This is a genomic window from Streptomyces sp. NBC_00096, assembly GCF_045041305.1.
Taxonomy (GTDB): domain Bacteria; phylum Actinomycetota; class Actinomycetes; order Streptomycetales; family Streptomycetaceae; genus Streptomyces.
In genome coordinates this window covers 3724812-3736690 of sequence record NZ_CP108221.1, presented here as the reverse complement: position 1 = coordinate 3736690, position 11879 = coordinate 3724812, and the positions used below count along the sequence as shown (strand labels likewise).

General features: G+C 71.7%; 12 protein-coding genes. 7 read left to right on the top strand and 5 right to left on the bottom strand.

The genetic code is table 11. The annotated features are described in order from the left end of the window. The first annotated feature begins 27 nt into the window (after window positions 1–27). The 3 genes from OG904_RS16440 to OG904_RS16430 all read left to right on the top strand — a co-directional run bounded on the left by OG904_RS16440 (window position 28) and on the right by OG904_RS16430 (window position 2391). Window positions 28–1170, top strand: a complete 1143-nt coding sequence (locus OG904_RS16440) for an NADH-quinone oxidoreductase subunit D (RefSeq protein WP_405491598.1) — start codon at window positions 28–30, stop codon at window positions 1168–1170. Window positions 1171–1196: 26 nt separating this feature from the next. Then, complete coding sequence (locus OG904_RS16435) at window positions 1197–2108, top strand: arylamine N-acetyltransferase (protein ID WP_405491596.1); 912 nt, start codon at window positions 1197–1199, stop codon at window positions 2106–2108. A gap of 67 nt (window positions 2109–2175) precedes the next feature. Next, entirely contained in the window at window positions 2176–2391 is a 216-nt protein-coding gene (locus OG904_RS16430) for a hypothetical protein (protein WP_405491594.1), read from the top strand. Window positions 2392–2551: 160 nt separating this feature from the next. On the opposite strand, the gene OG904_RS16425 is transcribed toward OG904_RS16430, so the two are convergent. The 4 genes from OG904_RS16425 to OG904_RS16410 all read right to left on the bottom strand — a co-directional run bounded on the left by OG904_RS16425 (window position 2552) and on the right by OG904_RS16410 (window position 6203). Further along, window positions 2552–3712, bottom strand: coding sequence for a hypothetical protein (locus OG904_RS16425; RefSeq protein ID WP_405491592.1), 1161 nt, complete (start codon window positions 3710–3712; stop codon window positions 2552–2554). Window positions 3713–3809: 97 nt separating this feature from the next. Next, a complete protein-coding gene (locus OG904_RS16420) occupies window positions 3810–4796 on the bottom strand; it encodes a glycine betaine ABC transporter substrate-binding protein (RefSeq protein WP_405491590.1) in 987 nt (328 codons plus the stop codon). 55 nt (window positions 4797–4851) lie between these two features. Continuing rightward, window positions 4852–5517 (bottom strand): ABC transporter permease, encoded by a 666-nt coding sequence (locus OG904_RS16415; protein ID WP_328300104.1) that lies wholly within the window; start codon window positions 5515–5517, stop codon window positions 4852–4854. Then, window positions 5517–6203, bottom strand: coding sequence for an ABC transporter permease (locus OG904_RS16410; RefSeq protein ID WP_405491587.1), 687 nt, complete (start codon window positions 6201–6203; stop codon window positions 5517–5519). Before OG904_RS16410 ends, OG904_RS16415 begins: the two co-directional genes overlap by 1 nt. Window positions 6204–6336: 133 nt before the next feature. On the opposite strand from OG904_RS16410, the gene OG904_RS16405 reads away from it, so the two are divergent. Next, window positions 6337–7299, top strand: a complete 963-nt coding sequence (locus tag OG904_RS16405; protein ID WP_405491585.1) for an ABC transporter ATP-binding protein — start codon at window positions 6337–6339, stop codon at window positions 7297–7299. A 33-nt stretch (window positions 7300–7332) separates the two neighbouring features. On the opposite strand, the gene OG904_RS16400 is transcribed toward OG904_RS16405, so the two are convergent. Beyond that, the gene (locus OG904_RS16400) at window positions 7333–8442 is read right to left on the bottom strand and encodes an alpha/beta hydrolase (protein WP_405491583.1); all 1110 of its coding nucleotides are present in this window, start codon (window positions 8440–8442) and stop codon (window positions 7333–7335) included. A 152-nt stretch (window positions 8443–8594) separates the two neighbouring features. Between OG904_RS16400 and OG904_RS16395 the strand changes: the two genes are divergently transcribed. The 3 genes from OG904_RS16395 to OG904_RS16385 all read left to right on the top strand — a co-directional run bounded on the left by OG904_RS16395 (window position 8595) and on the right by OG904_RS16385 (window position 11872). Next, complete coding sequence (locus OG904_RS16395) at window positions 8595–10445, top strand: phosphatidylglycerol lysyltransferase domain-containing protein (protein WP_405491581.1); 1851 nt, start codon at window positions 8595–8597, stop codon at window positions 10443–10445. An 81-nt stretch (window positions 10446–10526) separates the two neighbouring features. Next, window positions 10527–11432: a dihydropteroate synthase gene (gene folP / locus OG904_RS16390; protein WP_405491579.1), complete on the top strand. Its 906-nt coding sequence runs from the start codon at window positions 10527–10529 to the stop codon at window positions 11430–11432. Next, a complete protein-coding gene (locus tag OG904_RS16385) occupies window positions 11429–11872 on the top strand; it encodes a nuclear transport factor 2 family protein (RefSeq protein WP_405491577.1) in 444 nt (147 codons plus the stop codon). The genes folP and OG904_RS16385 overlap by 4 nt, the downstream gene beginning before the upstream one ends. The last annotated feature ends 7 nt before the right edge of the window (window positions 11873–11879 follow it).

The following is an 11879-nucleotide window of genomic DNA, read 5'->3' as shown; positions in this document are numbered from 1 at the left end:
CCACAGTAGGGCTGCGAGAATGCCCGCATGACGGAGACCACGGTCGGCATCGGCGGCGCGGCGGAGAGCACCGACATGGTGCTCAACATCGGCCCCCAGCACCCTTCCACGCACGGCGTGCTGCGCCTGCGGCTCGTCCTGGACGGCGAGCGCATCGTCAGCGCCGAGCCGGTGGTCGGCTACATGCACCGAGGCGCCGAGAAGCTCTTCGAGGCCCGCGACTACCGCCAGATCGTGATGCTCGCGAACCGCCACGACTGGCTGTCCGCGTTCTCCAACGAGCTGGGCGTCGTCATGGCCGTCGAGCGGATGCTCGGCATGGAGGTCCCCGAGCGGGCCGTGTGGATGCGCACGCTGCTCGCCGAGCTGAACCGGGTGCTGAACCACCTGATGTTCCTCGGCTCGTACCCCCTCGAACTGGGCGGCATCACCCCGATCTTCCACGCGTTCCGCGAGCGCGAGGAGCTCCAGGCCGTCATGGAGGAGATCTCCGGCGGCCGGATGCACTACATGTTCAACCGGGTCGGCGGCCTCAAGGAGGACCTCCCGGCCGGCTGGCTCGGCCGCGCCCGCGAGGCCATCGCCGACGTCCGCACCCGGATGAACGTCTACGACGACCTGGTCCGCGGCAACGAGATCTTCCGCGGCCGCACGCGCGGCGTCGGCGTCCTGTCCGCCGAGGCCGTCCACGCGTACGGGGTCTCCGGCCCGATCGCCCGGGCCTCCGGCGTCGACTTCGACCTGCGCCGCGACGAGCCGTACCTCGCCTACGGCGAGCTCCAGGACGTCCTGAAGGTGGTCACCCGCACCGAGGGCGACTGCCTGGCCCGCTTCGAGGTCCTGCTGGAGCAGACCCACAACGCCCTGGACCTGGCGGTGGCCTGCCTGGACCGGATGGCGGAGCTGGCGCCCGGCCCGATCAACCAGCGGCTGCCGAAGGTGCTGAAGGCGCCCGAGGGCGAGACGTACGCGTGGACCGAGAACCCGCTGGGGATCAACGGCTACTACCTGGTCTCCAAGGGCGAGAAGACCCCCTACCGGCTCAAGCTGCGCTCGGCCTCGTACAACAACATCCAGGCCCTGGCGGTGCTGCTGCCCGGCCAGCTGGTCGCCGACATGGTCTCGATCCTCGGGTCGCTGTTCTTCGTGGTCGGCGACATCGACAAGTGACGGTGCCCGCGGATTAGGCTGCCCGCATGACCTCTGCCACCTCTGGCGCCTCGGGCACCTCCGGCACCTCCGGCACCTACGCGGCGTATCTGCGGCGGCTCGGCATCGCCGAACCCGGCGTCCCGTCCGCCGAGGGGCTGTTCGCCCTGCAGCGGGCCCATCTGGAGCGGGTTCCGTACGAGAACCTCGACATCCAGCTCGGCCGTGCGCCGGGCATCGACCCGGAGCTGTCGGCGCGCCGCTTCGCCGCCGGCCGCGGGGGGTACTGCTTCCACCTCAACGGGGCCTTCGCCGCGCTCCTGGACCACCTCGGCTACGAGGTCACCCGCCATGTCGGCGGCGTGTACAAGGAGTCCGAGACCGAAGCCGCCGCGGAGGGCGCGGGCGGCAACCACCTGGCGCTCACGGTCCGGATCGGGTCCTCGGAGTACTTCGTGGACGCCGGTCTCGGCGACGGCCCGTACGAGCCGCTGCCGCTGCGCGAGGGCTCGTACCGGCAGGGCGCCTTCACCTACTCCCTGGAACGACCGGCCCGGCGGAACGGGGAACACCGGCCGGACCGGCCGGGCTGGATCTACCGCCACCCGGGCAGCTCCGCCCCGATCGTGAGCTTCCGCTCGGAGCCCGCCTCGACGGCCGACTTCGAGGCCGAGCACATCCGCCTGTCGACCTCCGAGGACTCCGGTTTCGTACGGGCCTTCGCGGCCCTGCGGCGCGACGCGGACGGCATCGACGTGCTGCGGGGGCGGGTGCTGAGCCGGATCGACCCGGCGAAGGGAAACACGGAACGGGTCCTGGAGACCCCGGAGGAGTTCTACGCCACCCTGACCTCCCTCTTCGCCCGCAACCTCGACGACCTGACCCCGACGGACCGCACGACCCTGTGGACCCGGGTGACCGAAGCCCACGAGGCCTGGCTGGCGACGCGGGAGGCCTGAGGCGCGGGGCCCCGGGGGACCGAGGGGCTGGAGTGCCGATGTCCTTGGGGCAGGGCAGACTTGGGGGATGTCCCACTCACCCCGCCGGGCCTGCCCCTCCTGTGGGCGCGACTGCGCCGTCACCGCCGGGCGGATCGCCCGCCACGACCCGCCCTCGGGGCGGGGCCGCGGGGACCTCGTCTCCTGTCCCGGCTCCCGTGCCCGCGTGATGCTCGGCGCCTGCGCCCCGACCCTGGACGGCTTCGCCCTGGCCCCCCACCCGGGCCAACTCCCGCTGTTCTGAACCCCACCGGGCCGCACCCCGACCCCGGAACCCCACCGGGCCCGGCCCCGACCCCGGACCCCTGCCGCGTGCGGCGGCGCTGCCGGGGTGTTCCGGCACCTTGTGCACAGGCTATGGAAGGACCGTTCGGCGGGAAGCCCGCCGTCCCCGGCCCGGTCCGCTAGGAGATCGCGCTGCGCAGCCGGCCCACGTCGATCGGCTCGGTCTCGTCGTGGGCCGTCAGGTCGATGACCTGGCCCACGGCGCGCTGTTCGGCGGTGGGTGCCTTGAACTCCGGCTCCGCGCCGCTCTGGGCGGACTCCGCCTTGTGGACCGCGAGGACCTCCGCGCCGACCACGTCGGCCAGGTCCTCGTTCTGGACGGACTCGATGACCGCGCGGGCCTGCGCCGCGGTCTTCGTGCCGAAGAAGTCGAAGCCGCCCTCGACGCGCGAGGCCGGCCGCCGCTGGGCGGCGTACGGGGCCACCGTGGCCGCGAGGCGGCGCGCGGGAACGGCGGCCGCGGGGCCGACGGGCGCCGGGCCGGCGAGCGCGGGCCGGGAGTGCGCCTCCAGCGCGGAGGGAGCCGCCGGAGCCGCCGGACCCGCCCCGGCGACCGGGGCAGCCTTCGTGGACTTGGGCGGCTTCGGAGGCTCCGGGGTCTCCGCGGACCCGAGCCTCGGAGCCGCGGGAGCCGCCGCCAGCGCCGCCGGAGCCGCGGGAGCCGCCAGTGCCGCCGGCTTCGCCGTGCGGGGTGCGTCCGCCTTGCCCGCGAGGGCCGCCAGTGCCGCGTTGGCGCGGGCGAAGCCGACCGTGGTGGCCGCACCGGCCGTGGTGCGCTCCTCGGAGACGGCGGGAAGTTCCTTCGGGCCCGGGGCGGCGGGCAGGGCCGCCTCGATGGCCAGCAGCCGGCGCCGCTCCAGGGCGCTCGCCCGCTCGGTCTCGGCGGTGGCGTACCGCCGCAGCAGCGAGGCGTGTTCGCCGCGCAGCCCGGCGAGCTCCACCCGCTTGGCCCGCAGCTTGGCATCGAGCTTGCCGCGCAGCACCCGGGCCTCTTCGAGGTCGGATTCGAGCTCGGCTATCCGCTCGTCGGTACGCCATTCGTCCTTGACCCGCTCGCGCCCGAGCTCGGTGACCCGGCGGCCGGCCGCCCGGTCCCAGGAGCGCATGACGACGGCGCCGACGACCCCGGCGGCGGCCGTGACGGCCACGAGCAGGCGCAGCGCCATCGGTTCCGCGAGCAGCCAGGCGGCGCCGGCACCGGCGACGGACACACCGGCGACGGTCGTCGGCGTGAGCAGCCGGTGAAGGGGTTCGGGATTGCGGTGGCGTCCACGGGGCATGGCCCGAAATTTACAGGGCGTTGACAGGGTGTGGGGTAGCCGCCCGGGAATCTGTTTCCGAGCAGTTACCCCACGTGCCGCACGAAAGGCGCAACTCCTACTTCTTCAGCAGGCCCTTGGACTCCAGATAGGCCTTCGCGACATCCGCCGGCTTGGCGCGCTCGGCGTCGACCTTGCGGTTCAGCTCGACCAGGTCGGCCGTCGTGAGCGCCTTGGTGATCTTGTCCAGGGCCGCCGCGATCTCGGGGGCGCCGGCATCCTTGGCGTTGACCACCGGGAGCACGTTGTCGGCGTTCTGGAGCTTCTTGTCGTCCTCCAGCAGGACCAGGCCGTAGCTGTCGAGGGTGGCGTCCGTGGTGGTGGTCAGGACCAGCTGGTCGGCGCCGTCCTTCACCGCCTGCTTGGCCTGCGGGGTTCCGACGCCCTTCGGGTCAATACCGGAAACATCGATTCCGTATGTCTTCTGCAATCCGGGCGCGCAGAAGGGCCGCACCGCGCATTCGTCACCCGCGGCGATCTTCACCTTCAGACCCGACTTGCCCAGATCGGAAAGGGTCTTGAGATTGTTCTTCGCGGCGAATTCCTTGCTCACCGCGAAGGCGTTCTGGTCGACCGCCGAACCCGCCGGCAGCGCCTTGAGCCCCAGCGGGCCCGCCAGCTTCTCCAGGGCCGCCACGGTCGCCGTCACGTCGCTGGACGCGACCGGCTTCTCCGCCGGCGCCTTCGAGCCGTTCACCTTGGCGTTGAGGAACTCCGCGAGGGTCGCCGCGTACTCCGGGACGACGTCGATCTCGCCCTTCTCCAGCGAGGGCTCGTACAGCTCGCGGTTGCTGACCGTGGTGACGGAGGCGGAGTACCCGGCGTCCTTGAGGACCTGCGCGTACAGCTCGGCCAGCACGTTGGACTCGGTGAAGCCGGCGGCGCCGATGACCAGCTTGCCGCCCTTGCCGCCCTCGGCCGGAGCGGAGGCCGAGGAACCGCCGTCCTTGGTCTTCTCCAGGCTGTCGCCGCCGCACGCGGCGAGCGAAGCGGTCAGGGCGACGGCCCCGAGGGCCGCGCCGAGGACGCGCGTGGACTTGCTCATCTCAATCTCCTTCGAGGGGCGGGATGCAGGGGGGAGGTGACGCGACGGGCTCCGCTCAGCGCGATGCCGCACCCGGCAGCAGCCGGTCGGCCGCCACCAGCGCGCCCTCCACCAGCAGGGCCAGCGCGGCGACCAGCAGGGCGCCCGCGACGACCTGCGGGGTGTTGTACGTGTTGAAGCCGGCGGTGATGATCCGGCCGAGGCCGCCCTGGCCGACCATGGCCGCGATGGTGGCGGTGGCGATGACCTGGACGGCGCCCGAGCGCAGCCCCGTCATCACCAGACCGCGCGCGAGCGGCAGTTCCACCCGCCAGAAGAGCTGGCCGCCGGACATGCCCATGCCCCGCGCCGCCTCGACCACCGAGCGGTCGACCTCGCGCATGCCGACGTAGGCATTGGTCAGGAGCGGCGGGACGGCGAAGAGCACGAGCGCGGCGATGGTGGGCAGGTACCCGGCGTTGCGCAGCGGGGAGACCATGAACAGCGCCAGCACCGCGAAGACCGGCACGGCCCGGCCGATGTTGGAGACGTTGACGGCGAGGCCGCCGCCCTTGCCGAGGTGGCCGAGCCACAGCCCGACCGGGAGGGCCACCGCGCAGGCCAGTGCGAGGGCGATCCCGCTGACGTACACGTGCTCGCCGAGCCGGTGCCAGACCCCGCTCTCCCCGGACCAGTTGGCGCCGTCGGCCAGCCAGTCCCACGCCTGTCCCAGGACTCCCATCAGGCCCCCTCGGCGGCGCCGGCCGCGCGGGTCCAGGGCGTCAGCAGCCGCTGGAGCCCGAGCAGGGCCAGGTCCGCGACCAGGGCCAGCAGGACGCAAAGGACCGAGGCGGTGAGCACCTGGGCCTTGAAGGAGCTGTTCACGGCCGGTGCGATGAGGTTCCCGAGTCCGCCCTTGCCGACGATGGAGCCCACCGTGGTCAGCGCGACCGTCGAGACGGTGGCGATCCGTACGCCGGCCAGCAGGGCGGGCAGCGCCAGCGGCAGCTCGACCTGCCACAGCAGCCAGCCCGGGCCGTACCCCATCCCGCGCGCGGCTTCCCGCACCTCCTCGGGAACGGCTTCGAGGCCGGCCAGGACGTTGCGCACGAGGATGGTCAGCGAGTACAGCACCAGTCCGGTCACCACCAGCGCCGCCGAGAGCCCGAAGACCGGCAGCAGGAGCGAGAACATGGCGAGCGAGGGGACCGTGTAGAGCAGGGTGGTGATGCCGAGGACGGGGGCCGCCCAGCGGCGCCCGCGGCGGGCCAGCAGCGCGAGCGGGACGGCCACGGCGACGCCGATCAGCACCGACACCGCCGTGATCCAGACGTGTTCGACGGTGGCGTCGGTCAGCTCCTGGGAACGGGACGTGACGTAGTCCCAGCAGATCCAGTCGTTCGCCACCAGGCAGCTCTGCCCGGCCATCCGTCCTCACCCCCAGTCACCACACGCACGTAGGAGCGACCATAACCCCCACCGCGGACAATGGCCGGAATCCTTCGCACTGGGGCAACACGCCCTTCACAAACCGGCCGCGCGGGTAGGGAAGGATGGCGGTGTGATCCGATTCGAGCAAGTGACCAAGCGCTACCCCGACGGGACCACGGCCGTCGCGGACCTGTCCTTCGAGGTCGCGGAGGGCGAACTGGTCACCCTGGTGGGCCCGTCCGGCTGCGGCAAGACGACCACCATGAAGATGGTCAACCGCCTCATCGAGCCGACGTCCGGCCGGATCCTGCTGGGCGGCGAGGACATCGCCGCCGCCGACCCGGTCGAGCTGCGCCGCCGCATCGGCTACGTCATCCAGCAGGTCGGGCTGTTCCCGCACAAGACGGTGCTGGAGAACACGGCCACCGTGCCCCAGCTCATCGGCACCCCGAAGGCCAAGGCCCGCGCGCGGGCCGCCGAGCTCCTCGAGCTGGTCGGGCTGGACCCGGCCGTCTACGGGGGCCGCTACCCCGAGCAGCTGTCCGGCGGGCAGCGCCAGCGCGTCGGTGTGGCCCGCGCGCTCGCGGCGGATCCGCCGGTCCTCCTGATGGACGAGCCGTTCGGCGCGGTGGACCCGGTGGTCCGCGAGCGGCTGCAGAACGAGTTCCTCACGCTGCAGAAGACGGTCCGCAAGACGATCCTGCTGGTCACCCACGACCTGGAGGAGGCGATCCGGCTCGGGGACCGCATCGCGGTGTACGGAGCGGGCACCATCGAGCAGTTCGCCCGCCCGGCGGAGGTGCTGGGCGCCCCCGCGACGGAGTACGTGGCCGGCTTCGTCGGCGCCGACCGGGGCCTGAAGCGGCTCGCGGTCACCGCGGTGGCACCGGCCGACCTGGCGGCCGTGGACGGAAAGGCCCCCAGCGCCGCGGTGGCACTGGGGGCGAGTCTGCGCGAGGCGCTCGCGCTGCTGCTGCAGGAGGACTCCGGCCGGATCGGGGTCACGGACCCGGACTCCGGCGCACTGATCGGCGTACTCACCCCGGAGGGGGTGCACCGGGCACTGCGCCGGGCCCAGCTGCAGGAGGCCTGACCGGCTGCCGGGCGCAGGCGCCCTGACCGGCTGCTACGCCTGGATGCGCTTGCTCATCCACTCCAGCATCGGCGGGATCTCGCGGCGCCAGGTGTTGAAGTTGTGGCCGCCGCTGTCGAGGATGATCGAGGAGACCCGGTCCGGGCCCTTGACCAGCTTGATGAACTTCTTCGTGCCGCCGAGGTTCGGCTCGCCCTTCTCGCTGCTGGTGACGAGGAAGGACGTACCGGCCGGCTTCTTCGCCTTGATGGACTCCAGCACGTTCGCGCGCGCCTTCAGCTTCTCGTCCCCGTGGAAGAGGTCACCGGTCGTCGGGTCGTCCGCGGCCTCGTAGTACGCGGACAGGCCGGCGGCGGCGCCGAAGGTCTGCGGGTAGTGCGCGGCGATCTTCAGGGCGCAGTAGCCGCCCGTGGAGTTGCCGATGAAGCCCATGTTCTCCGGCTTCTTGCCGACCCGGAAGGTGTTCTGGATCGCCTGCGGGAGGTCCTGGGCGAAGAAGGTCTCGGTCTGCGGGCCATCGGGTATGTCCACGCACTCGGTGTCGCGGTTGCCGGAGATCGTGGGACGGAGCATGACCAGGATCATCGGCTTCATCCTGCCCGTCTTGGCCTGCTTGAAGGCCGTCATCGGGTAGTTCAGCCCTTTGATCAGGTTCTCGGCGGTGCCCGGGTAGCCCGTGAGGACGATGGAGGCCGGGAAGTTCTGGTTCTTGTGCTGCGGCTGGAAGTACTCCGGCGGCAGCCACACGTAGCCCGGGCTCGTTATCTTCGACTTCTGGCCGGTTATGGCGACTTTCAGGATCTGCCCGCCGACCTGCGGCTTGGCGCCGCCGGGCACGTCCAGCTTCTGCTTGTCGACGACCTTGATGTCCTCGCTGCTCATCCCGTGGTCGACGACCTTGCCGATCGAGGTCTCCTGGCCGAAGAGGTCGGCCCAGGACCCGTAGAAGAGGAACGACTTGTTCGCCGCGAGACCCACCGCCGAGAACAGCGCCAGCTGCGTCGCCAGGAGGAGGCCGATCCGGCCGAGGACCGAGCGCCAGGAGCGGCCCGAAAGCTTCGGCCAGAACCACACCGTGGCCGCGAAGAGCAGCACACCGGCGATGATGGCCAGCGCCAGGACCGTATTACTGGTGAGACCCATGAGCAGTCAGTCGACTTTCTATGGCAGGACTAGATTTTTCTCGGCGGATGAGTGAACCCGCTCCCCCTCGATGTCGTCCTAGTGGACGCACCACACTCCGGAGGCTGTCGCGGCCTTCGGCCACATGATCTCTCGCGGAGCAACGGGAAGCGATGTCTAGCAGGATAGATGGCGATAAGTCGGGACAGGTTCCGAAGCGGGTCAGCCGAATCCTCCGAGGCCCACGACCGGAGTCCGTCCCCGGGCTGGTGGGCACGGCCGTCATGGTCGTCGGTCTGCTGGACATCGCGGCGGGGGTCTTCCCGCGCTTCAGGCACAGCCGCATCCACGCGGTCACCGAGGTGCTGCCCGGCTCCCTGGGCCCCTTCGCCGCGGCCCTGGCCCTCAGCGCGGGCGTCCTGCTCCTGCTGCTCGCCCACGGGCTCAAGCGCCGCAAGCGCCGTGCCTGGCGGGCCGCGGTGGTGCTGCTGCCGGCCGGCGCGGTCGCGCAGTTCACGTACCGCCACTCCATCATCGGCATGGTCATCTCGGCGGTGCTCCTGGGGCTCCTGGTACGCCACCAGAGTGAATTCAAGGCCCTCCCGGACCCGCGCAGCCGCTGGAAGGCGCTCGCCAACTTCGTGCTGATGAGCGCGGGCTCCATCGGGCTCGGACTGGTCATCGTCAACTCGCACCCCGGCCGCGTTGTCGGCAATCCGGGTGTTTACGAGCAGATCAGTCACGTCGTCTACGGGCTCTTCGGATTCGAAGGTCCCGTCGATTACGCCGGCCGGGTGTCCTGGACCGTCGGCTACTCCCTCGGCGCCCTCGGCATGCTGACCGCCGTCACCACCATCTACCTCGCCTTCCGCCCCGAGCACCCGGCCGCCCGGCTCACCGCCGACGACGAGGTCAAGCTGCGCGAGCTGCTCGCCCGGCACGGCGGCCGCGACTCGCTCGGCCACTTCGCGCTCCGCCGCGACAAGGCCGTCGTCTTCTCCCCCAGCGGCAAGGCCGCCGTCACCTACCGCGTCGTCTCCGGCGTGATGCTCGCCTCCGGCGACCCGGTCGGCGACGTCGAGGCCTGGCCCGGCGCCATCGAGCGGTTCATGGAGGAGGCCAAGGCCCACTCCTGGACCCCCGCCGTCATGGGCTGCAGCGAGACCGGCGGCGAGGTCTGGACCCGCGAGACCGGCCTGGACGCCCTGGAGCTCGGGGACGAGGCGATCGTCGACGTCAAAGACTTCTCCCTGGCCGGCCGCCCGATGCGCAATGTCCGCCAGATGGTGAAGCGCATCGAGCGCAACGGCTACACCACCAAGGTCCGCCGGGTCAGCGAGCTGACCGCGACCGAGCTGGAGCAGGTACGGGGCGCCGCCGAGGCCTGGCGCGGCACCGACACCGAGCGCGGCTTCTCCATGGCGCTGGGCCGGGTCGGCGACCCGGGCGACGGCGACTGCTACATCGCCACCGCGCACCGCGTCGAGGAGGGCGACACCTCCCCCTTCGGCGACCTCAAGGCCGTCCTGCACTTCGTCCCGTGGGGCAAGGACGGCATGTCCCTGGAGCTGATGCGCCGCGACCGCGCCGCCGACCCCGGCATGAACGAGCTCCTGATCGTCGCCTCCCTGGAGGCCTCCCCGGCGCTCGGCATCGAGAAGGTCTCGCTGAACTTCGCGATGTTCCGCTCGGCCCTGGCCCGCGGCGAGAAGATCGGCGCCGGACCGGTGCTGCGGATGTGGCGCAGCCTGCTGGTGTTCCTGTCGCGCTGGTTCCAGATCGAGTCGCTGTACAAGTTCAACGCGAAGTTCAAGCCCCGCTGGGAGCCCCGCTTCGTGGTCTTCCGCACCACCCGCGACCTGCCCCGCATCGGCTTCGCCGCGATGCAGGCCGAGGGCTTCGTCACGCTGGCCCTGCCCCGCCTGTTCGCCAGCCGGCGCCGCCCCAAGCCGGTCCGCACCTGCGCCCACAACCACGTGCACACGGTCCCCGCCCAGGCCGAGCACAAGGTCCGGGCCGCGTAAACGGACGTACGCATTCCAGGGCCCCCGCAGCTCAGAGCTCCGGGGGCCCTGCCATGTGCAGGGCAGCCCTACCCTGGACCCATGAACACGAAGCGCGGGGCAGCCGACAGGGGCCGGGTCACAGGGCTGCCGGAGTGGGACCGCTGCGGGGTCATGGGCGTCGTCAACGTCACCCCCGACTCCTTCTCCGACGGCGGCCGCTGGTTCGACACCACCGCGGCCGTCAAGCGCGGCCTCGACCTCGTCGCCCAGGGCGCCGACCTCGTGGACGTCGGCGGCGAGTCCACCCGCCCGGGCGCCTCCCGCGTCGACGAGGAGGAGGAGCTGCGCCGGGTCGTCCCCGTCGTGCGCGGCCTCGCCTCCGAGGGCGTGGTCGTCTCCGTGGACACCATGCGCGCCTCCGTCGCCTCCCGGGCCGTCGCCGCCGGTGCCGCGCTGGTCAACGACGTCAGCGGCGGCCTGGCCGACCCCGGCATGATCCCGGCCGTGGCCGCCGCCGAGGTGCCGTTCGTCGTGATGCACTGGCGCGGCTTCAGCGACGGCATGAACAGCCTCGCCGTCTACCGGGACGTACTCGCCGAAGTCGGCTCCGAGCTGCGGACCCGCATCGACGCCGTCGTGAGCGGCGGAATCGCCCCCGAGCGGATCCTCGTCGACCCGGGCCTGGGCTTCGCCAAGAACGCCGAACACGACCTGGCCCTGGTCGCGCACCTCTCCGAGCTGCGCGCCCTGGGCTTCCCGCTGCTGGTCGCCGCATCGAGGAAGCGTTTCCTCGGCCGGGTGCTGGCCGGCGCCGACCACACCTCCCCGCCCCCCGCCCGCGAACGCGACGCCGCCACCGCGGCCGTCTCCGCGATCGCCGCCCACCAGGGCGCCTGGGCCGTACGCGTCCACGAGGTACGGGCGAGCGCCGACGCGGTTCGGGTGGCCCGCGCCGTGGAAGGGGCACTCAGTACCAGCCGCAGCAACCGGGAAGGGGAACGGTGAGCCGTACCGACATCGAATCCGTCGAAGAGGTCAACACGGCCTTCTACGAGGCCATGGAGCGGGGAGACTTCGACGCACTGTCGGCGCTCTGGCTCGAGGACGAGATCTCCTGCGTGCACCCGGGCTGGCCGGTGCTGTCGGGGCGCGGAGAAGTGCTGCGCTCCTACGCGCTGATCATGTCCCACACCGAGTACATCCAGTTCTTCCTCACCGACACCAAGGTCACCGTCATCGCCGACACCGCCCTGGTGACCTGCACCGAGAACATCCTCAGCGGCGGACCCGCCGAGGACGGCGGGGAACTGGGCCCGCTCGTCGGCCAGCTCGTCGTCGCCACGAATGTGTTCCGACGCACACCGGAGGGCTGGCGGCTCTGGTCGCACCACGGTTCTCCCGTCCTCACGGACTCCGACGAGGACGAGGAGGAGGAGCCCTCCTGACCCCTCC